Genomic DNA, 21149 nt, shown 5'->3' on the forward strand with positions numbered 1-21149 from the left:
AATATTTGTCTAGTGTAGATGATTATATATTTTTTTAGCAAGCTCCAGCCCGATTCCGGGTACCGCCACAATATCATCAACACTAGCACTTTGTAGTCCCTTCAAACCACCAAACTGAATTAATAATTGTTTACGCCTCTTAGGACCTACCCCCTCAATCTCATCCAAGACAGATTGCTGCGTGGTTTTACTTCTCCTCAAGCGATGACCGGTAATAGCAAAACGATGAGCTTCGTCTCGAACTGCTTGAATCAAATGAAACCCAGGTAGGTCCTGCTTTAACAATAACTCGGTATTATCAAAGGGTAGAATAATTTTTTCTAATCCCGCCTTTCTTCCTTCTCCTTTTGCGACACCTACCACAAAGAGATCAGTTAAATTAAGAGTAGCGAGAACTTCCTTAGCAATATTTAACTGCCCCTTTCCTCCATCAATAATTAATAGATCTGGGATTTGTCCTTGTTCCTTGATAATCCTTGAGTAACGTCTATCAAGGGCTTGGGACATCGCGGCATAATCATCACCTGGTGTGATACCACTGATATTAAATTTTCTATAAAACTGCTTAGCTGGCGCGCCATGTTCAAAGACTACACAGGAGGCCACCGTATCATGACCTTGAGTATGGCTAATATCAAAACACTCAATGCGCTGAGGGGTGAAATCAAGATTTAAAGCTTCCTGCAGGCTCTGTAGACGGTGTTCGGCCGTTGATAAATGATTTAAACGATTCAAGAGAGCAAATTCTGCATTTTTATAGGCATTGTTCCACCAGATTTTTTTCTCGCCCACAGGATGACTAATCACTTTAACAGGATGTCCCGCCACCTCCGTCAACCAATCACTTAAATGATCAGTATCTTCTAAATGGTTTACCACAATAGCCTCAGGAATATATTCATCAACATAATGCTGTGATAGAAAAGCTTCATAGATATCACCCACAGATACTTGATCAGTATTACTTGGGTAAAAAGACTTATCGCCTATATGTTTGCCACCACGAATCATGACCCAATTGACGGTATAAAAATAATCATTTTGAGCCACTGCGATAATATCAATATTGTCCTTACTGGATTTAGAAACAGATTGTTTTAAAAGTACTTGCTGCATTAATGCAATCTGATCGCGAAGAAGCGCCGCCTTCTCAAACTCCAATTGATCGGAATGATGATTCATTTGGTGACGTAAATCGTTTAACACACTATCTTCATGACCAGTTAAAAAGCTGACTGCGTTATTAATGTGTAACTGATAGTCACTTTGGGAAATGTGACTAACACAGGGCGCTGAACATCGCTTGATTTGATGTAACAAACAGGGACGGGAGCGATGGTTATACACGCTTTCATCACAAGTTCTCAACAAAAACAATTTTTGTAGATATTGAATTACTTCTCTAGCTGCCCAAGAATTTGGATAAGGTCCATAAAAATTATCACGATTATTTCCTTGTCCACGATAGAGTTTTATCTGAGGAAAAGCGTGCTGAGTGATTTGAATATAAGGATAAGACTTATCGTCCTTAAAGAGAACGTTATATTTAGGGCTCAACTGTTTAATAAGATTACCCTCTAACAACAACGCCTCAGACTCCGATGAAGTAATAGTGATTTCCACATGATGAATGTGGCTGACCATGGCTGCAGTTCTTGTGGGCAGTTGAGTTTTTTGAAAGTAAGATGACACCCGTTTCTTTAAACTTTTGGCTTTTCCAACATAAATCACTTCATTGTGTTGATTAAACATACGATACACACCAGGAAGATTGGGGAGTGTTCGAATAAAGTTTTCAAGATCAAAAGTGCTCATCAGATTTACTTAAATGGCCTGCAATATCATTAAAAATGTGTTGGAACATGTCTTTCGTTAAACGCCGAGTTTGCGTGTTATAACGACTACAGTGATAACTACTAATCAGTATATAGGTATCCTCTAACAGATAAACACTGCCATGTTTAAAAGGATGTGCGCTGTTTTTCTTATTAAAAACTCTTAATACCGCCTCATGGGCAATTTTACCTAATGCTAAAATCACTTTTAAAGAAGTCAAAGAACGTATTTCTTGAGCAAGATACTGGTTACATCGTTTAATTTCATCAGGTAAAGGTTTGTTTTGAGGCGGTAAACATTTCACGGCATTAGTAATTCGAACGTTAGTTAATCTAAGGGAGTCTTGTGAACTGACAGATTGATTAAGATTACTAAAATTAAAATCATAGAGAGTTTGATATAACAACTCCCCCGCATAATCCCCAGTAAAGGGCCGTCCTGATCTGTTGGCGCCATGCATACCAGGGGCCAAACCAACAATTAATAGTTGCGCGTTCATGTCACCAAATGAAGGGACGGGCTGACAAAAGTATGTGGGATTAAGTTGTTTTACTTCAGTTAAAAACTGGACTAATCTTTGACATTGAGTACAACTAAATGACATTTCCACTCACTTCAGGTTGAAGGGTAACATGAACAATGCTATGTTCATGCTCAAGCATCATTAGGGTACGATTTAATATTTCAGGCCACTTTTCTAATGAGCCAATTTCAAGATGAGCTGAGAGCGCCACCATACCAGAGGTTAAGGTCCAAATATGCAAATCATGAACAGAAATAACGCCCTCTAGGTGAGATAACTGTTCACCAATACCCACTAACGAGACACCAGAGGGAACACCTTCCATGAGTACATGGATAGATTCATTTAAAATTTTAACAGTTGAAAACAACATAATGGCTGCCACCACTAAAGACAAAATGGGATCAATAGGCATCCATCCCGTCCACCAGATAATAGCGCCTGCAACTAAGGCTGCGAGTGATCCAAAAAAATCACCAATCACGTGAATCATGGCTGCCCGTGAGTTTAACCCACTCTCCATTTTAGAGAGAAATAAGGCATTCACCATGTTCATCAACATCCCAATGGCTGCCACAATAACAACTGTAACAGCATTCACTTGATGGGGCTCCGATATTCTAAGAAACGCTTCCACCACAATACCCAAAATCACTGCCAACAACAAAATTCCATTAAATAATGCTGCTAACACCTCGGCACGTTGTAAGCCATAACTGTGTTGTTGTGAAGGGGGTCGTTTACCCAACCATACCGCAAGAGAGCCCAGTCCGAGGGACAGAGCATCAGAGACCATATGTCCAGAATCAGAGATCAGTGCTAGCGAATTAGAAAAATAGCCTGCTATCAGTTCAACAAGAGCAAAGGTTATGGTGAAAATCAACGCTGCCAACATGGCTTGAGTTGTTTTGGGCTTATGGGCGTGATGATTGTGTCCAGCAGGATCGTGATGGATGTGAGGTTCATGTTTATGATGCACTAACATATTTTTTTATATCCACTGTTGAATAGCTTTAAGACTCGTGAAGTAATCATTTTCATTGATCATTAACGATCCCTTATCCATCATACCAATTAGTCGGCCTTCGCTCACCGGATCCACAGTAAAACTCTCTAATCCGTGCAAAAGACTCTCATACTCATCAGGTTTGTTACAGTGTAAAACCATATCACATCCCGCATGAAAAGCTGCTAGGGCTCTTTGAGTTGGACTACCGCTTTTCACCGCCCCTTCCATAGCCAAGTCATCACTAAAAATCACTCCAGTAAATCCAAGATGACCCCGCAGTATGTGTTGTAACCAGACCTGCGAAAAACCAGCGGGTCTATCATCCACTTTGGAGTACAACACATGCGCCGGCATCACCGCATCTAAACCAGATATTATTAAAGACTTATAAGGAAGAACATCTTGATTGATAATAATCTTTTTATCTCTGTCATCAACGGGTAAGGTCAAATGGGAGTCAGCATTCACAAATCCGTGTCCGGGAAAATGTTTTCCTACGGCAGGAAAACCACAAGCATGCAAACCTTTAATAAAGAATTGATTGATTATAGCCACTACTTTTGGATCATGATGAAAGGAGCGATTACCAATCACTTCACTTCTACCATAGTTCACATCCAGCACAGGAGTAAAGGATAAATTCACCCCTATACGTTTTAATTCATAAGCCAAAACAAAAGCCATGTGATAAGCCAGATCACAGGCTTGGTCTGATTCTTGATCAAATAATTCACCTAGTCTTGCCATTGCAGGAAGCACTGTAAAGCCAGCTTTAAAACGTTGTACCCTACCCCCTTCGTGATCCACCGCAACAATCAAATCATGTTTTAAGGCTTTAAGACTACTTATCAGTAACTGAATCTGTTCAATACTCTCAAAATTACGAGTAAAAAGAATAACACCCCCCACGAGGGGATGACTAATCAGGGACTTTTCATGTTGATCTAACTCAAAGCCCTTAATATCAATCATGACTGGACCCACACTAATCTCCTTCTAGAATAACAAACGCAATGGCTAGATTTTCTTCATCAGTCACAGTCAGATGTGTCTTAGTAATACCTTTTTCGATAACTAATTCCGATAAAGTTGCAGAAAATTGAAGAAAGGGAGCACCGCTGGCATGATGCTTTGTACCAATGTTTTTCCATGTTACGGGTGTTCGAATACCCGTACCAATGGCTTTTGAAAAGGCTTCTTTCACAGCAAATCGTTTTGCCAAATACCGCGCTGGTTGACCGTGTTTTCTAAAGCGAATTAATTCATCAGTAGTTAAAATTTTTTCAGCAAAACGCTGACCAAACCTCATGAGTGCTTGCTGAATACGCGAAACTTTAACTGTATCAATTCCAATTCCAACAATCATTTTAGCGGCAACTGTGGGTAATAATCTGCTTCATTTCTCGCACCGCGTTTTCCCAACCTACAAATAATGCATGCGCCACTATGGCATGTCCTATATTGAGTTCACTAATCCCTGCAATACTGGCAATATGATGAGTGTTTTTATAATTAAGTCCATGTCCTGCATTGACTCTCAAACCCAGACCCAGACCTAATTCCACAGCTTGATTGATTTTTTTAAGCTCAGCACGTTGTTCTTCCTCACTTTCCAGCTCAGCAAAATGGCCCGTATGAAGCTCAATTACCGGCGCTCCCACTTCCTTTGAGGCAATAATTTGTTCTTTGTCTGTATTGATAAACAGTGATACGCGAATACCCTGCTTTTTTAATACCTCACAGGCATTTTTTATCTTATCAAAATGTTTCACCACGTCCAACCCTCCTTCAGTGGTGATTTCCTGGCGTCTTTCTGGAACTAGGCAAACGTCTTGAGGCATGGTGTGAGTAGCAATTTTCAACATCTCATCAGTGACCGCCATCTCAAGATTCATACGTGTTGTGAGAACTTCCTTTAAAATCTCCAAGTCTCTATCTTGTATATGCCGACGATCCTCACGTAAGTGTAGGGTAATCGCGTCAGCACCTGCATATTCAGCGAGTAAAGCGGCTTGAACTGGGCTTGGATACTTGGTACCACGTGCCTGTCTGATGGTTGCAATATGATCAATATTTACGCCAAGTTGTATCACAATAAAGGTAGCTCCTGTAGGATTCTTCGTGTTTGCAAATCGTTATCAGCCAAACATTGATTTAGCAGTAATCTCATGAGTATTTTACTTTCTATTAATGTTTTCGTATCAGAAAAGTCACTACGATTTAAATCCAGCAATGTTTTACCTTGAAATTGTACTTTACTTTCATTGAAAGATTGCGATTCAATCATTCCCTTCTCAGTATCAAAAACATAGGCCTTTTCTTTATCAATAGGTGTGTGGCAATTCCCATCATGGGTTAGTGAAGGTGAAAATCCCAATTCTTGCAACAGAGAATATTCAAAAGATCTCAATAATGGTTCAATGTCATCTTTATTAGATAATGCCTTCACAGTCTCGTAGTATTTCTCAAACAAATACTGGTGAGGATCATCTCGTGGCAGCAACTTAATGAGTAATTCATTTAAATAAAAACCACAGTAAATGTACTGAGCGGATAATTGAGAAATCCCCCCTAACCACTCAGCATTTCTGAGAGTGCGTAACTCATTGTTACCAGACCAGGACAATTTTAAAGGCTGAAAGGGCATTAATAGACCACGAATTGGCGAGCGTGGACGTTTTGATCCTTTTGCAACGAGCGGAATTCTGCCATGATTAATGGAAAATACTTCTACAATTTGGCTAGTTTCTCGCCAAGGAACAGCATGAAGTACAAAGGCCATTTGATCATTAATTTGGTGAATATTAGACTTCATACCCAAGTTGTCTTAAAGATAATTCACTATCAGCCCAACCAGATTTAACCTTCACCCATAACTCTAAATAAACTTTAGCATCCATGATTTTTTCAATATTCTGTCTCGCATGGGTACCAATTTCCTTGAGTTTTTCACCTTTATTGCCGATAACAATAGCTTTTTGATTGGCTTGATTAACAAGAATCGTGGCATAAATTCGCGTTAGTGTAGGAGTTTCCTCGAATTTATCAATAACAACTGTGGTGGCATAGGGGAGCTCGTCTCCTAAGAAACGAAATAACTGCTCTCTAATAAATTCTGAGGCTAAAAATTTAATATGGGCATCAGTAATGTCATCTTCCGCAAAAACAGGAGGCGCAATAGGAAGATTTATTCTGATTTCATTGAGTAAAGAATCAAAGGATCTGTCTTTTTGTGCACTGAGAGGAACAACACTCAAAAAATGATGCTGTGAGGTGATTTTTTCTAAAAAAGGTAACAGTAATTGTTTATCTTTAATTAAATCTACTTTATTAATAATTAAAATAGGTTGTTTATGGGTGATTTTTTTAAAAATAGCCTCATCCTCATCTGTCCAGCTGAGTTTATCAATAACTAATAGTATGACATCCGCATCAGTTAGTGTATTAGTGACAGATTTATTCATGGATTTATTTAGAATGTTGCTATACTTATTTTGATATCCTGGGGTATCAATAAAAATAAATTGACTATCAGTCCCCGTTAGAACACCACGCAGACGATGTCTGGTAGTTTGCGCCTTACGGGAGGTAATACTGATTTTTTGGCCAATTAAATGATTCAGTAAGGTAGACTTGCCCACATTAGGTCTGCCTACAATGGCCACAGACCCACAACGAAAATTCATCTCTGTACTAATATTAGTCATTGTTCCCTTTAATCTTTTCTAAAGCGCTGAGTGCAGCCTGTTGCTCTGCCATGCGCCGGCTTTTCCCGCTTCCTCGAGTACTAATATTTAATGAAGTGATCGTACACTCAATAGTAAATGATTGGTCATGGGCAAGACCAGTGGTTTCAATCAATTGATAAATAGGAAGACTTTTATGTTTACACTGCAATAATTCTTGTAAGGATGTTTTAGGATCTTTACTAGAGGTAGTTCCTATATTTGGGATAATAAATTTTTCTAATAAATTAATCACAAACCTCTTTGTGATCACGTAGTCGGAATCCAAATAGACGGCAGCGATAATAGCTTCTATAGAATCGGCAAGAATTGAAGGTCTATTATGCCCTCCTCCCATTCTTTCACCAACACTGAGTTGAATATAATCTTTTATATTAAGGGCTTCAGCAATCATGTACAAAGAATCTTTATTGACATATTGTGATCTAGTTCGACTCAAATCCCCTTCTTTCAATTGGGGATATTTATCAAATAAATATTCAGCAGTAATTAAATTTAACAAGCTATCGCCTAAAAACTCTAAGCGTTCATTATTCACAGCAGAGACGCTTCGATGGGTAAGCGCTTGAACTAATAAATTCTTGGACTTAAACTGATAACCCAGTGTTCTATACAAAATATCGTAATTAAACTTTACGGCCTTAAACATAGGCTATTGAATTTTATGTCCGATACGGCTAAAGTCATTAAAGTTCATCCAGATTAATACTGCCTTACCTACAATATTGTCTTCAGGAACAAATCCCCAGTAGCGACTATCTGAGCTTCTATCACGGTTATCACCCATCATAAAATAATGTCCAGCCGGTACCTTGCAGGTAAATCCATCTAAATTATAGGTACAGTTTTGACGCCCTTCAAAGTTTAAGACTTGAGAGTTAAATATGGCGGGTTGAGTTGGAACAGTAATAAAAAAATGGGTATGAGTACCAATTTTCTCTTCAAACCTATCAAATTGAACCATGGCAATATCCTCTTCCATAGAGTTATAGACACCATCAGATTTTGTATAAAGAGGTACCCCATTAATAGTAATTCGCTTATCTTGATAAGTGACCACATCACCTGGTTCACCGATCACTCTTTTAATGTAATTAACAGAAGGATCCTCTGGATAATGAAAAACCATGACATCTCCCCGGTGAGGTTCCTGAATGTTAATGAAGGCATGGTTAGTGAAAGGCCAACGCAATCCATAAACAAACTTATTTACCAATATAAAATCACCAATATGAAGAGTAGGAATCATAGATCCTGATGGGATTTTAAAGGGCTCATACAGATAGGTACGCACCACAAAAACTGCCACAATAACAGGGAAAAAACTACGTGATATTTCCACTAATGGAGATTCAGTTTTGGTGTTAACATTTCTATTTTTCACTCTTAACCAATGCATGAGTAAAACTAGTCCCGTCAAGAAAGAAGCGGCCAATAGAATTTCCGAAAAACCGGTCACTTTTAAAAGTAAGCCAAAACCACAGATGAATAACACCAGCCAAGCAGAATGAACTATAAAATATAGCGACTCGTCTTTGGTGATATTTTTCTTTGAAAACAAATCCCATAAAATAATCGGTATTGATAAAGCGAGACCTGCGTAAGCAATTTTAACCAAATCCATTATTTGTTCTCCACCTGAAGGATAGCAAGGAAAGCTTCTTGAGGTATCTCTACACTGCCCACCTGTTTCATTCTCTTTTTACCTGCCTTTTGTTTTTCCAATAACTTTCTCTTTCGTGAAATATCGCCACCATAACACTTGGCCAATACGTTTTTACGTAAAGCCTTAATGGTTTCACGTGCAATAATGTGAGAGCCTATGGCAGCTTGCACAGCCACATCAAACATTTGTCTGGGTATTAACTCACGCATTTTGGCAGCAAGCTCACGGCCACGATATTGACTAGTGGATCGGTGAACCACTAGCGACAAAGCGTCCACTTTTTCACTATTAATTAGAATATCTAACTTAACTAAATCCGATGCTCTAAATTCCTTGAATTCATAATCGAGGGAAGCATATCCTCTACTCACTGATTTTAGTCGATCAAAAAAATCCATCACCACTTCATTCAAAGGTAACAAATAGGTAAGAATCACTTGCCGACCAGAGTATTGCATGTCCACTTGAACACCTCTTTTCTGATTACACAAAGTAATCACTGGACCCACATAATCCTGGGGTAAAATAATAGTGGCAGTAATAATCGGCTCATGAATTTCACTCACCTTTGATGGTTCAGGAAGCCGTGAAGGGTTCTCAATTTCCTGAACAGTTCCATCATTCATCACCACCTGATAGACCACCGTTGGTGCGGTAGTAATTAGGTCCATATTGTACTCTCGCTCTAATCTTTCTTGAACGATATCCATATGTAAAAGACCTAAAAAACCACATCTAAACCCAAAACCTAAGGCTTGCGATGTTTCAGGTTCATATTGCAATGAAGAATCATTTAGCCTTAATTTTTCAAGTGCATCTCGCAGAGCATCGTATTGATTTGACTCAACAGGGTAGAGTCCAGCAAAGACTTGTGGTTTTATTTCTTTAAAACCAGGCAGAGGTTCCTGAGCGGGATGACTTGCTAAAGTAATGGTATCCCCAACCTTAGCTGAGTCAAGTTCCCGAATTCCAGCAATAACATAACCCACTTGGCCAGCAGACAAAAACGATCTAGTTTGTGACTTTGGAGTAAATACCCCAACTTGCTCACAGAGATAACTTAGTTGACTAGACATAAACAAAATCCTGTCTTTAGGCTTTAGTACCCCATCTACCAATCTGATGAGCATCACTACTCCTACATAGTTATCAAACCATGAATCGATAATGAGAGCTTTTAGAGGCCCCTCAGGATTCCCCATAGGGGGAGGAAAGCGATGAATGATCTCCTCTAACACATCAGTAATACCGAAACCTGTCTTGGCACTCACCTTGACAGCCTCATGGGCGTCAATACCAATAATATCTTCAATTTCCTCAATGACTCTATCTGGCTCGGCTGAGGGTAAGTCAATTTTATTTAACACAGGAAACACATCAACGCCTTGCTCTATGGCTGTATAGCAATTGGCGACCGTTTGTGCCTCAACGCCTTGAGAGGCATCCACCACAAGAATTGCTCCTTCGCAAGCAGCCAGAGAACGGGATACCTCATAGGAAAAATCAACATGACCAGGGGTGTCTATGAGATTGAGCTGATAGATGTTCCCATCTTGGGCTTTATACTGAAGTGATGCAGTTTGAGCTTTGATGGTAATCCCTCTCTCACGCTCAAGATCCATGCTATCTAAGACCTGTGATTCCATCTCTCTATCAGAGAGACCGCCACAAGCTTGTATGAACCTATCAGCAAGTGTAGATTTCCCATGGTCAATGTGAGCTATGATTGAAAAATTTCGAATTAAATTCATATATAAGGTAGAAAAAAGGACACCATGAGAAGTGTCCATTTATAAACTAAAAAACAACATTACTCAGATCATTTTATATTAAAGAACAAGTCTATGCACGATTAATACTGTGCCCTGTCTAGGTTAATCTACCATTTTGGCAAATAGTTCTTCATTAAAGAAGGTTTGACATACAATTTGATTGTTTTTTAGGAGGACTGGAATTTTATCAAAAAACTGTTGGTGGAGTTCATCATTGTTATCAATGTCAAGGAAAGACAAATTAATACGATTGAAGAGAGGATGTTGAGTGAGGGATGATGTCATGTTATCGCAAAGATGACAGCCATCCCTTATTAATAGTAGGAAATTATTCACCAAGTTTAATGGTGACAAATTGAGAGGTATCACCACGTTTAATTAATAATGCTAATACTTTTTTACTTCCAATCTTCGATAATGTGTTATCGAACTCTTGCGTATTTTTAATGGCCACATTATTAATTGAGAGAATAATATCTCCCGGCTGCATTCCTATATCTGAAGCCAGACCACTAACCGCTTCTACAGCAACACCGTGGGTTACGCCATACTGCTCTTTTTGTTGACGAGACAAATTAGCCAAGGAAAGACCTAGTTTATTCATGGCATGATGCGGGTTAGCGTGGGGACTTTCTGGCTCATTGCTTGCCAGAGTGTGGTCTGACGGCATTTCACCCAATTTGAACTGCAAATCAACTAATTTACCTTGTCTCCACACCGTTAGAGTAGCCATAGAACCCGCTTTGGCTTCACTCACAGCTCGAGGAAGATCAGCATCGGTAACAATAGGTAAACCATTAAATTTAAGGATAATATCACTAACCTTAACGCCTCCCAGTTGGGCAGGAGAGCCTTTTTGAACATTAGAAACTAGAGCCCCTTTAGCTTCTTTCAAACCAAAGGAATCAGCCAATTCTTTAGTGACGTCTTGTATAACCACCCCTAACCAACCACGGCTAACTCGACCTGTGGATCGTAACTGCATGGCGACCTTTTGAGCCACATTGATTGGAATAGCGAAAGATAATCCCATAAAACCACCGGTTTTACTATAAATCTGTGAATTAATGCCAATCACTTCACCATTCATATTAATCAACGGCCCACCTGAATTACCTGGATTGATTGGAACATCGGTTTGAATGAATGGAACCAGTGTTTCATCTGGTAGAGATCTTCCTTTGGCACTGATAATACCTTTTGTCACGGTACTTTCAAATCCGAAAGGTGATCCAATAGCAATTACCCACTCACCCACTTTCTCATTATCTGAATTACCTAACTTAACAGAAGGCAAGTCTTTAGCATTAATCTTGAGTACGGCCACATCTGATTTGGCGTCTGTACCGATCACTTTCGCTTTAAATTCACGCTTGTCATTAAGGGTAACTAATACCTCATCAGCACCTTCTACAACATGGGTATTGGTTAAAATATAACCCTCTGGACTGATAATAAAGCCTGAACCCATGGAGTGGGATTCGGGTACCTCCCCCTGATTAGGAGAGCCTGGCATTCCAGGCATCCCTGGCATCATAGGAATACCAAAGCGTCTAAAGAATTGATACATGGGATCATTGGGATCGATATTCCCATTCATGTCATTTTTTCCCATAGCTCGCGCTTTGGTTGTGGTACTGATATTTACCACTGCCGGAGAGAGCTTTTCTACTAAGCCTGTAAAGTCAGGGAGCGACTCAGCATTCACCTGTACAGTAAGAAATAAAGCCAAGAAAACATAAAATAAGCGTTTCATCGATTAGAACTCCGTGAAAATGTGACAGAAGAAACAATTTCTTTAATTGAATTCAAAGGTAAATCACCCACCACAGTCACTACATGATTATTAACCTGCGCCGAGTAAAAGCTTAAGGAATTTTGTAAAATTTTACTTATTATGGTGTGAGCTGTTTTTGAATTAGGTTGAGCATCTTCAATAAATATAGAAAAGGAAGATAAACTATCGGTATACATCTGATGAATCATGGTACCGCTGCCATGAGGACTTTCCCTACTAAATTCAGATATTTTCTTGAACCCATCAGGTAAACGTCCAATATTTATGTCATTAAAATTAGTCCCCTCACTCTGAAGCTTTATATTTTCAACTTGCCAGTTTTTTGTATCTTTGTAAGAGGGAGTTACCTCGGCATGAGAAACATTTTTATCCAGTTTAATTTCTGTAAAAAACGAAGTAATTAATGGTTCATTGTTCTCACCTAGTGTTGAGGCACGTAAAACTAGGTTGGTCTCATTATCTATACAAAAAACATGGGGGTAGCGTAAATTATCTTTAGGTATAAATTCAATCACATGACAAGATCTTGTCGCCACACGGTCATCACCTAAATAATTAAGTTTGTAATTAGTTAGATAGCTTTCAACAGGAGATGTGATCAAATCAGGAAATAACCGACGTATTTGACCTTGCTCTAAGCGAATAGAATGATAAGCTGGGAAAAAAGATTTAACTTGCTCACCATCACTTATAATTTCTCGGGGTAAACCATCAAGAGTATTAATTTTCGTCATTTCCTGTCCATTTGCACAATGAACGATTTTCGAGGCCAACATTTTATTTTCATGCTGAACAACAAAAACCCCCTCGAAACTTAAATGGTGTGCAGCCAAACTAACGGATTCCAAGTAGGCCTTGGAATCCCTCAGAAACTCTTGATTTTTTTTTAATTCATCAGCTGTAGAATACGCAGTAATAATCAATAAAAGTAAAAAACTTATTATTCTTGTCATGAACTTCAACTTCATTTTGACACAACCACTCCCGCATTATAGTCAACAGTTTGAATATCAGTGAAAGGAGACCACTGACGATGAAGATTCACGTAGGAGTTAACATACTTAGAAGGTAGAGCATCAGCACTTGCTACAGATTGCGTGACAGCAGGATTATCTAAAGAAGCTTGAGTTGCCTGCGTGTTAGAAAACTTAAATGAACCTTGTTTAAATGTTTGCGTGGAAATAATTACCACAAAGATTGCTGCAGCAATAGCAACCCATTTATTAACGGAGGGATCTTTTGCAGTCGCTTGGCGTTTTTTTTGAGGAACAAACACCGTCGGCTCATCTGCAAGGGCATCAAAAATCCTGTTTGTTAAGTTTACATGATGAACCTCACGATCCCTAACAACTTCACCTATCAAATGATATTGGTTCCATTTTTCACGAACACTACTGTCTGATTTCCATTGGCTAAGAATCTCCTTCTCAACCTGCGCATCAGCCTCGTTATCCATAAAGGCAGATATGTTCTCTGTCTTCATTACCATCTCCTGTCTTTTGCAATATCTAACTGGGGTCTTAATTTTTCTGCTATCGCTTCGCGCGCACGAAAAATTCTTGATCTTACTGTTCCTATTGGACAACTCATTATGGATGCAATTTCTTCATAACTTAAACCTTCAATCTCACGCAAACGAATAGCCGTTCTCAGTTCTTCAGGAAGCGCATCCATACTATTATTAACTGTTTCAGCTATTTGCCGACTCATTAACTCTGCTTCAGGTGTATTAACATCTTTCAACAGGTCACTTTCTCCGTAATTTTCCGCTTCATCATTATCAAGAAGGGTACTTGTGGGTGCTCGTCGACCCATAGAGACTAAATAGTTTTTTGCGGTATTAATACCAATCCGATAAAGCCATGTATAAAAAGCACTATCACCTCTAAAACTGGATAGGGCACGGTAGGCTTTAATGAAGGATTCTTGCGTGACATCCTCGACTTCGCCTGGATCTCTTACCAAGCGACTAATTAAGCGAGCAAGCTTTCTCTGATACTTGACCACAAGCATCTCAAAAGCTCTCTTGTCACCCATTTGAGCTCGCTCAACAAGCTGTTGATCAATATCTCTGTCAGTCATTAATTTCCCATCAGCTCGGGGGTCACTGGATGGTTTGTATACATTATCCAAGGACATATCCACTACATCTAAATTAGTAGGTATAGTATACAGTGATAAGTTAGGTTTTATAGATAAATTAGTTTTCATAGTAATAAGGCAACGCATGCAAAAGAAAGTTCAACATTCACTTTATTTTCAATAATTTAGACTTAGTTTAAAAGATCACAGTGATCCCTATACTTACAAAAGAGTCGTTACGTCAGGCTCAGAAAAAAAATGATTTAGATAACACCCTCCCCCTTGTACAGCAAGCGGGACATCAACTAACCCTATTTATTAAAAAAAAATGTACTCAATATTCAACAATATTAGTACTACTCGGGCCGGGTAATAAAGGACTCGATGCGTTGTGTGCAGTTGATTTGTTGAGCACTCAAGGATATATCATATGGATTTTAACCACTGAAAATGTGGCTAATTTTAGGCAATTGTCTCAGCGATATAAACATAATGGCAATATCAAGCTAATCCAAAAATGGGAATTTCACCAATTTGACCTGATTCTAGATGGGTTATTTGGTATTGGATTAAATCGTGGTCTAACAGAACCCTATAGTAATTGGCTAAGACTATCAAATCAAATCAGCACCGTAAAAATTGCCATAGATATACCAAGTGGATTAATGTGTGACACAGGCATTGCATACAGCGATACCTTTCAGGCTGATCACACTTACTCATTGATTGCCGGAAAAATTGGCTTATATACCGCAGATGGGCCGGATTATTGCGGTGAAATCGTTGAGGATGATTTAAATATAGCTGTTCTTCCAGATGGTTTTACCCTCAGCAAACCTATTACCCACTTCTCTTGGCGTACTCAACAAAAAAATACTCATAAAGGAATGTTTGGCAACATAGGTATTATTGGCGGTGCAAAAGGAATGATTGGAGCAAGTTTTCTTACGGCTGAAGCCTGCTTACACTCAGGGGCAGGACGAGTATGGCTATCGGCTCTTGATGATTCCGCAGAAAATATGGCTCCTCTGTTCAACCCTCAAATAATGACTAAATCATTATTTGAGTTAATCGACTCTAAATTAGACTGTCTTATCATTGGTCCAGGGACAAATGCCAGTGATTTTGATGAACGAATCATTCACTCAGTGATTAATGTTCCCTATCCAATACTATTAGACGCTGGGTTTCTACCTCTCTTAAAGGATAGTCAACTCATTGAGCAGCTCTCCCACAGATGTCAACCCACCATCATTACTCCTCATCCAGGTGAAGCCGGTCAGATATTGAATAGAAAAGTTATCAGCCGAGTTGAGGATGCAAAATATCTCTCCCAACTATTGAAAGCCTGGGTTGTTCTAAAAGGGCAAGGCACAGTCATCTCATCCCCAGAGCAACGTTGGTGGATCAATACCACCGGCAATTCAGCATTGTCTATTCCTGGATCCGGCGATATATTGTGTGGCGTAATAGGGTCTTTAATATCAAGATGTACTCACCTTGAATTCGCTTTACTCAATGCAGTGAATATACACGGACAGGCAGCGATGGATTACCAAAATCAATATTGTGGGACCATAGGAATGTCTTACCGTGAGCTTCTATTCTATATTCGCTCAAACCTAAATAAGCTATAACTGAGTCTTTATCAGTTACAATATTTGTTTATTTTTTATCATACCGAGGATAACAAGGTGTCTGAAAAAGAATCAATGCAATACGACGTAGTAATTGTTGGAGCCGGAGTGTCTGGACTTGGCTGTGCCATCAAACTTAAACAATTATCCCAAGAAAAAAATCTTGATATCAGCGTATGTGTTATTGAAAAAGGCAGTTCCATAGGGTCCCATATCTTGTCTGGAGCCGTCATGGAACCCACAGCTCTCAACGAATTATTTCCAGATTGGCAAAAAAGAGGTGCGCCTCTGCGCGTTAACGTCACATCAGATCATTTTTACTATCTAACAAAATCACGTTATTACTCGCTACCCATACCCTCGTCTCTTAACAATATAAATAATTTTATTGGTAGTGTTGGCGAATACTGCCAATGGTTATCAACTCAAGCAGAGGATTTAGGGGTTGAAATCTATCCTGGTTTTTCTGCCGCCCAAGTCATTTACAACGATAATAGGGAAGTGATTGGCATTTCAACAGGTGACATGGGTCGCGATAAAGAAGGAAACCCAACAGAACAATTCCAGCCTGGCCTCAATATTTTTGCGAAACAAACTATCTTTGCTGAGGGAGCCAGAGGATCACTAACGGAAGAATTAAAGAAAACATATCAATTAACAAAAGATTGTCAACCACAAACCTATGCCTTAGGGTTTAAAGAGATTTGGGAAGTTGATCCTAGCGTTCATCAGCGAGGGAAAGTAACGCATACCGTAGGATGGCCACTCTCCTCGGATACCTATGGTGGTGGCTGGATATACCACCTCGATGAGAGACAAATTTCCATCGGATTTGTGGTAGGGCTGGATTATCAAAATCCATACTTAAACCCTTTTGAAGAGTTTCAACAATTTAAAACCCATCCCCATATTAGCAATCTCCTTCAAGGGGGAAGACGTTTGAGTTATGGCGCACGAGCACTCTCTGAGGGAGGATGGCAGTCTATCCCTAAATTAAGTTTCCCAGGCGGCTTACTCATTGGCGATGCAGCTGGCTTTCTAAATGTTGCAAAAATAAAAGGGTCTCATACCGCACTTAAAACAGGAATGTTAGCTGCTGAACAAGTCTTTAATTATTTACAACGATCAGATACTGACGTAAAGGAACTATCTACTTTCACTGAATCTGTAAAATCCAGTTGGGTAGGAAAAGAACTCTACAGTATCAGAAACATACGCCCATCGTTCAATTATGGAAGAGGTTTTGGCTTACTGTATAGCGCTATAGAATTTTATTTATTGAAAGGCAAAAGCCCCTGGACATTTGCCAATCATTACGACCACTTAGCACTAAAACCCATTAAATCCCAACCCACAATTTCCTATCCTAAAGCAGATGGAGTAATTACCTTTGATAAGAATAGTTCTGTCTATCTTGCTAACATCCATCACAGCGAGAATCAGCCTGTTCATCTCAAACTGGCGCAATACGATACCGCCATTAAAACTAATTACTATTTATATGGGTCACCTGAAACAAAATACTGTCCTGCTGGCGTGTATGAGATCATCAATGAACTCAATGCCTCACCCAAACTGATCATCAACGCTCAAAACTGTATCCATTGTAAATCCTGCGATATAAAAGATCCCACGCAAAATATCAGATGGGTTCCCCCAGAGGGTGGCAGTGGACCGAATTATGCCAATATGTAACTAAGCTGGAATGAGGATATTTTTCACATCCTCAAAAACTTGATTTGCTATCTCGGCGCCATCTCGTAAAAGGGTTTCAATTTCTTTTAAAGCAATGTCCTTAAAAGATTGATCGCTAATGGATGGCGCATTAATATATACGTTGAGTGCAGCGCTTTTTAAGGCAGCTATCAACATTTCTACAGCAACTCCTACATCACTGATGACCATTTTATTCCCAGTTTTTACCGAGCGCTGGCATAGTTTAAGACCATTGAATGCAGATTGCGCAATTTTTAGTGGTGCACGGGTAGCATTCTTTAGATGAGTTTGTATGGCTGTCACTCTGACGGATTTTTCCTCATCAGAGCTTTTAGGTAGTTTATAGGAGGCCATCAACTGATTAAATGACTCAACATCCTCGTTAATTAATAAAATTAACTCAGAACGCAATTGTTCTGCCTCTTGAAGTTGCAAGGTCATCTCCGACTCCACTTCTTCATAACCTTTTTTTCCAATGGTTAAGTTTGCTACCATTGAAACCAGTGCCGCACCCATCGCACCAGAAACAGCTGCAGCGCTCCCCCCCCCAGGGGTGGGCTTAGCACTGGCTAGATCTGTTAAAAAACTGTCCAATATTTGATTTTTGATCATAAAATTATTCCTTTACCATTTCTTTTGCCAAACCATAAATCTCATTGGCATCTAACACTTGGGTATTGCTATGGAACAATTGCTCAATACAACGGCGATGAAGCGCTAATTTTAAGGCTCCAAAACCAATCGCTCCAAAAGTCTTTTTACCATATCGATCCATGGCACGATCCATCACCTCAACCCCCTCTAGTCCTAAAGGAGGAGTAGCATTCGCATCTACCAAGAATTTAATGCGAGGCGCATTTTGCCAAGTATGCGCGTCCAACATTAAAACACCTGCGGCACCAGTTGATAGAACAATATCCCTATCCGCTGCAATGAGCTGCCGATCTCTTAATTCAGGAGCAGCCAAGGGTTCAATTGAAAGTGAAAAACGCTGTGCAATACTGTCAGTAATATGTTTGGTTTTATCAAATTGACGACCAGTAATGGATACATTCACTCCTTCTTGGGCTAACATGATTGCCGCTCTCTGTCCCACGGGGCCAGTGCCTCCGAAAACTACAGCATTCATACCTTTAACGTTCACGTCCTTAGTCAGCAAAGCAATACAGGCAGCGGCAGTGGTATTAGCGCCATTACTGTCCAACATGATGGAAACTCGAAAATTTGAGAAAAACTGTTGTTGTATAGCAGAAAAAAGAGTCTGCCCCTCTTCCAAATTACTCCCTCCTACAAACATTGCAGTATTTTTTTTGTCCTTGGGAGATCGTGTAAAAATAGCCCCTTCAACAATTGGTTTAACATTGCTTGAATTGACAACAGAGTAAGTAGCCACATGATCTGCACCGCCATCGTAGGCCACGACCGTATCAAAAGCGCTGGGGTGAGTATCTGTATCTAATTGGAAAAGTAATTTTTTCATTGTGGTTATTCATTTTATTAAGCAATATGCATTCTACCTTGTGATAACCATTCACAACCAAAGAAATGATTATCTAACAAATCATTTTTACTGATCAGTGAGAAATACTCAGAAGATCTAAGATTTGCTCAACATGATTAAGGGTTTGATTTCCTATGATCGCTTTTTTTAAGGCTCCACAACGTGGTAAATTTTGTAAAATAAAGGATTCCAATCCTTTCATTTTATTAAGATAAAAAACCTCCTCCTTCTTTTCTATATTTATTTTATTGTGGCACACCATGATCTCATTCAAGGATAACCATCCTGATACTAGCCAGCCAAAAGTCATTAAGATATCTTTAGCATGGCTAAATTTATAATACTGATTGTCATTTTCTAGTATATATTGACACATTTCCCGAGTATCAAAGAGCGCCTTTTTGAGTGTGTAAACTGACTTATTATTGACTAAGATTTGCTCTGCTTGAATTAACACCTCATCTATTTCTTGAAACAACTCGAATGCTGCTTGTCCTTTGTCTCGCAATATCTTTCTGCCTAATAAATCATTAGCCTGAATACCTGTGGTGCCCTCATAGATGGTTGTGATTCGAGCGTCACGGTAATATTGTGCAATTCCGGTCTCTTCAATAAAACCCATTCCACCAAAAATTTGAATACTTTGGTAGCACAACTCATTACCCATTTCTGTACAAAATGCTTTGACAATCGGTGTCAAAAAATCTGAGCGTTGACTGGCATATCCTTGCTCAACCGTGTCCTTTGAGCGTCTCATGTCTAACATTTTCGCACCATAATAAGACAGATGGCGACAGGCATTAATAATCAGTTTGATATTTAATAAAGTTTGAGCCACATCAGGATGATGTAGGATTGGTAGAGAACTCGTGGCCCCTAAGGGGATACCTTGCTTTCTTTCTTTAGCATAACTTAAGGCTGCCTGATAGGCCATTTCAGCGACAGCAAACCCCTGCACTCCTACAGAAAATCGCGCAGCATTCATCATAACAAACATGATTTCAATACCTCGATTTTTCTCTCCCAATAAATACCCTATGGCTCCCCCTTTATCACCAAAGGATAAAACACAGGTTGGGCTCGCGTGTATACCCAGCTTATGTTCAAGAGACACGGTATGAATATCATTTTTATCTCCTAAGCTACCGTCATGATTAAGGAGATATTTAGGTACAAGGAAAAGAGATATTCCTCTTATTCCGGCCGGTGCATCGGGAAGTCTCGCTAAAACCAGATGAATAATGTTCTCGGTAAAATCATGATCCCCATAGGTAATATATATTTTTTGTCCAATGATTTTATAGTGATCGCCCTCCTCCACAGCCTTGGTCGCTATGGCAGATAAATCCGAACCAGCCTGAGGCTCTGTCAGATTCATTGTACCTGTCCATGTCCCTGCTATCATAGGAGGTAAGAATTTTTTCTTTAATTCTTCATGTGCCGCATAATCAATCGCTTCGATAGCGCCTCTTGTTAACAGCGGACAAAGTGTAAAAGACATATTTGCCGCATGCCACATTTCCTCCGTGGCGGCAGAGAGCATGATGGGTAATCCTTGTCCACCATATACTGTAGAGGAAATTAAACCATTCCAACCTGCATCAATAAATTGTTGGTAAGCTTCTTTAAAACCAGGAGCTGTTATTACCTGACCATCTTCTAGTTTACAACCATGTCTGTCGCCTACTTGATTGAGCGGGGACAATACGTTTTTAGTAAACTTGGCGCATTCCTCTAATATAGAATTACATAACTCTGGATTAATTAAATCCTCTTCATAAGCATTTAATAGTGTGTGATACCCGAGTACTTCATGTAATAAAAACTGTATATCTCGCAAAGGTGGCTGATAGTTTTGCATAG

21 protein-coding genes are annotated in these 21149 nt (G+C 39.4%); 2 read left to right on the forward strand and 19 right to left on the reverse strand.

The window, feature by feature from the left end; all coding sequences use genetic code 11:
* Positions 1-9: 9 nt before the first annotated feature.
* From uvrC to rpoE, 16 genes are all read right to left on the reverse strand, one after another.
* Complete coding sequence (uvrC, locus tag FERRO_RS08435; RefSeq protein WP_056930412.1) at positions 10-1815, reverse strand: excinuclease ABC subunit UvrC; 1806 nt, start codon at positions 1813-1815, stop codon at positions 10-12.
* A complete protein-coding gene (locus tag FERRO_RS08440; protein ID WP_056930413.1) occupies positions 1802-2440 on the reverse strand; it encodes a uracil-DNA glycosylase in 639 nt (212 codons plus the stop codon). Before FERRO_RS08440 ends, uvrC begins: the two co-directional genes overlap by 14 nt.
* Positions 2430-3344: a cation diffusion facilitator family transporter gene (locus FERRO_RS08445; protein ID WP_056930414.1), complete on the reverse strand. Its 915-nt coding sequence runs from the start codon at positions 3342-3344 to the stop codon at positions 2430-2432. The genes FERRO_RS08440 and FERRO_RS08445 overlap by 11 nt, the downstream gene beginning before the upstream one ends.
* Before the next feature lie 6 nt (positions 3345-3350).
* The gene (gene nagZ / locus FERRO_RS08450; protein WP_204374811.1) at positions 3351-4352 is read right to left on the reverse strand and encodes a beta-N-acetylhexosaminidase; all 1002 of its coding nucleotides are present in this window, start codon (positions 4350-4352) and stop codon (positions 3351-3353) included.
* Between the two features lies 1 nt (position 4353).
* The gene (acpS, locus tag FERRO_RS08455) at positions 4354-4734 is read right to left on the reverse strand and encodes a holo-ACP synthase (RefSeq protein ID WP_056930415.1); all 381 of its coding nucleotides are present in this window, start codon (positions 4732-4734) and stop codon (positions 4354-4356) included.
* Between the two features lies 1 nt (position 4735).
* Positions 4736-5461 (reverse strand): pyridoxine 5'-phosphate synthase, encoded by a 726-nt coding sequence (gene pdxJ / locus FERRO_RS08460; protein WP_056930416.1) that lies wholly within the window; start codon positions 5459-5461, stop codon positions 4736-4738.
* Positions 5458-6183: a DNA repair protein RecO gene (gene recO / locus FERRO_RS08465; RefSeq protein ID WP_056930417.1), complete on the reverse strand. Its 726-nt coding sequence runs from the start codon at positions 6181-6183 to the stop codon at positions 5458-5460. The genes pdxJ and recO overlap by 4 nt, the downstream gene beginning before the upstream one ends.
* Positions 6173-7075, reverse strand: coding sequence for a GTPase Era (gene era / locus FERRO_RS08470; protein WP_056930418.1), 903 nt, complete (start codon positions 7073-7075; stop codon positions 6173-6175). The genes recO and era overlap by 11 nt, the downstream gene beginning before the upstream one ends.
* On the reverse strand, positions 7068-7763 hold the full coding sequence (rnc, locus tag FERRO_RS08475) for a ribonuclease III (RefSeq protein ID WP_056930419.1): 696 nt from the start codon (positions 7761-7763) through the stop codon (positions 7068-7070). The genes era and rnc overlap by 8 nt, the downstream gene beginning before the upstream one ends.
* 3 nt (positions 7764-7766) lie before the next feature.
* Entirely contained in the window at positions 7767-8738 is a 972-nt protein-coding gene (gene lepB / locus FERRO_RS08480; RefSeq protein WP_204374812.1) for a signal peptidase I, read from the reverse strand.
* The gene (gene lepA / locus FERRO_RS08485) at positions 8738-10531 is read right to left on the reverse strand and encodes a translation elongation factor 4 (RefSeq protein WP_056930420.1); all 1794 of its coding nucleotides are present in this window, start codon (positions 10529-10531) and stop codon (positions 8738-8740) included. Before lepA ends, lepB begins: the two co-directional genes overlap by 1 nt.
* Positions 10532-10654: 123 nt before the next feature.
* Entirely contained in the window at positions 10655-10924 is a 270-nt protein-coding gene (locus tag FERRO_RS08490; RefSeq protein ID WP_342586495.1) for a glutaredoxin family protein, read from the reverse strand.
* Positions 10881-12308 carry a DegQ family serine endoprotease gene (locus tag FERRO_RS08495; RefSeq protein ID WP_056930422.1) on the reverse strand — a complete coding sequence of 476 codons (1428 nt, stop codon included), beginning with the start codon at positions 12306-12308 and terminating at the stop codon, positions 10881-10883. Before FERRO_RS08495 ends, FERRO_RS08490 begins: the two co-directional genes overlap by 44 nt.
* Positions 12305-13303 (reverse strand): MucB/RseB C-terminal domain-containing protein, encoded by a 999-nt coding sequence (locus tag FERRO_RS08500; protein WP_160318129.1) that lies wholly within the window; start codon positions 13301-13303, stop codon positions 12305-12307. Before FERRO_RS08500 ends, FERRO_RS08495 begins: the two co-directional genes overlap by 4 nt.
* 11 nt (positions 13304-13314) lie before the next feature.
* Positions 13315-13833 carry a sigma-E factor negative regulatory protein gene (locus FERRO_RS08505; RefSeq protein ID WP_056930424.1) on the reverse strand — a complete coding sequence of 173 codons (519 nt, stop codon included), beginning with the start codon at positions 13831-13833 and terminating at the stop codon, positions 13315-13317.
* On the reverse strand, positions 13833-14432 hold the full coding sequence (gene rpoE / locus FERRO_RS08510) for an RNA polymerase sigma factor RpoE (RefSeq protein ID WP_056930658.1): 600 nt from the start codon (positions 14430-14432) through the stop codon (positions 13833-13835). Before rpoE ends, FERRO_RS08505 begins: the two co-directional genes overlap by 1 nt.
* Positions 14433-14641: 209 nt before the next feature.
* Here rpoE and FERRO_RS08515 point away from each other — a divergent pair, with 209 nt between their 5' ends.
* Together FERRO_RS08515 and FERRO_RS08520 are read left to right on the forward strand one after the other, a co-directional pair.
* Entirely contained in the window at positions 14642-16069 is a 1428-nt protein-coding gene (locus FERRO_RS08515) for an NAD(P)H-hydrate dehydratase (protein WP_056930425.1), read from the forward strand.
* 75 nt (positions 16070-16144) lie between these two features.
* Positions 16145-17764 carry an electron transfer flavoprotein-ubiquinone oxidoreductase gene (locus FERRO_RS08520; RefSeq protein ID WP_056930659.1) on the forward strand — a complete coding sequence of 540 codons (1620 nt, stop codon included), beginning with the start codon at positions 16145-16147 and terminating at the stop codon, positions 17762-17764.
* On the opposite strand, the gene FERRO_RS08525 is transcribed toward FERRO_RS08520, so the two are convergent.
* From FERRO_RS08525 to FERRO_RS08535, 3 genes are all read right to left on the reverse strand, one after another.
* On the reverse strand, positions 17765-18397 hold the full coding sequence (locus FERRO_RS08525; RefSeq protein ID WP_056930426.1) for a cyclodeaminase/cyclohydrolase family protein: 633 nt from the start codon (positions 18395-18397) through the stop codon (positions 17765-17767).
* 4 nt (positions 18398-18401) lie between these two features.
* Entirely contained in the window at positions 18402-19265 is an 864-nt protein-coding gene (locus FERRO_RS08530; RefSeq protein WP_056930427.1) for a methylene-tetrahydromethanopterin dehydrogenase N-terminal domain-containing protein, read from the reverse strand.
* 94 nt (positions 19266-19359) lie between these two features.
* Positions 19360-21147 (reverse strand): acyl-CoA dehydrogenase, encoded by a 1788-nt coding sequence (locus FERRO_RS08535; protein ID WP_056930428.1) that lies wholly within the window; start codon positions 21145-21147, stop codon positions 19360-19362.
* Positions 21148-21149: the final 2 nt, after the last annotated feature.

Source organism: Ferrovum sp. JA12 (assembly GCF_001431705.1).
GTDB lineage: Bacteria > Pseudomonadota > Gammaproteobacteria > Burkholderiales > Ferrovaceae > PN-J185.

What these genes read in the sequence shown, in the direction of transcription:
- uvrC (WP_056930412.1), bottom strand. Translation starts at nt 1,815, where the DNA reads ATGAGCACTTTTGATCTTGAAAACTTTATTCGAACACTCCCCAATCTT.
- FERRO_RS08440 (WP_056930413.1), bottom strand. Translation starts at nt 2,440, where the DNA reads ATGTCATTTAGTTGTACTCAATGTCAAAGATTAGTCCAGTTTTTAACT.
- FERRO_RS08445 (WP_056930414.1), bottom strand. Translation starts at nt 3,344, where the DNA reads ATGTTAGTGCATCATAAACATGAACCTCACATCCATCACGATCCTGCT.
- acpS (WP_056930415.1), bottom strand. Translation starts at nt 4,734, where the DNA reads ATGATTGTTGGAATTGGAATTGATACAGTTAAAGTTTCGCGTATTCAG.
- recO (WP_056930417.1), bottom strand. Translation starts at nt 6,183, where the DNA reads ATGAAGTCTAATATTCACCAAATTAATGATCAAATGGCCTTTGTACTT.
- era (WP_056930418.1), bottom strand. Translation starts at nt 7,075, where the DNA reads ATGACTAATATTAGTACAGAGATGAATTTTCGTTGTGGGTCTGTGGCC.
- rnc (WP_056930419.1), bottom strand. Translation starts at nt 7,763, where the DNA reads ATGTTTAAGGCCGTAAAGTTTAATTACGATATTTTGTATAGAACACTG.
- lepB (WP_204374812.1), bottom strand. Translation starts at nt 8,738, where the DNA reads ATGGATTTGGTTAAAATTGCTTACGCAGGTCTCGCTTTATCAATACCG.
- lepA (WP_056930420.1), bottom strand. Translation starts at nt 10,531, where the DNA reads ATGAATTTAATTCGAAATTTTTCAATCATAGCTCACATTGACCATGGG.
- FERRO_RS08495 (WP_056930422.1), bottom strand. Translation starts at nt 12,308, where the DNA reads ATGAAACGCTTATTTTATGTTTTCTTGGCTTTATTTCTTACTGTACAG.
- FERRO_RS08500 (WP_160318129.1), bottom strand. Translation starts at nt 13,303, where the DNA reads ATGACAAGAATAATAAGTTTTTTACTTTTATTGATTATTACTGCGTAT.
- FERRO_RS08505 (WP_056930424.1), bottom strand. Translation starts at nt 13,833, where the DNA reads ATGAAGACAGAGAACATATCTGCCTTTATGGATAACGAGGCTGATGCG.
- rpoE (WP_056930658.1), bottom strand. Translation starts at nt 14,432, where the DNA reads ATGACTGACAGAGATATTGATCAACAGCTTGTTGAGCGAGCTCAAATG.
- FERRO_RS08520 (WP_056930659.1), top strand. Translation starts at nt 16,145, where the DNA reads ATGCAATACGACGTAGTAATTGTTGGAGCCGGAGTGTCTGGACTTGGC.
- FERRO_RS08525 (WP_056930426.1), bottom strand. Translation starts at nt 18,397, where the DNA reads ATGATCAAAAATCAAATATTGGACAGTTTTTTAACAGATCTAGCCAGT.
- FERRO_RS08530 (WP_056930427.1), bottom strand. Translation starts at nt 19,265, where the DNA reads ATGAAAAAATTACTTTTCCAATTAGATACAGATACTCACCCCAGCGCT.
- FERRO_RS08535 (WP_056930428.1), bottom strand. Translation starts at nt 21,147, where the DNA reads ATGCAAAACTATCAGCCACCTTTGCGAGATATACAGTTTTTATTACAT.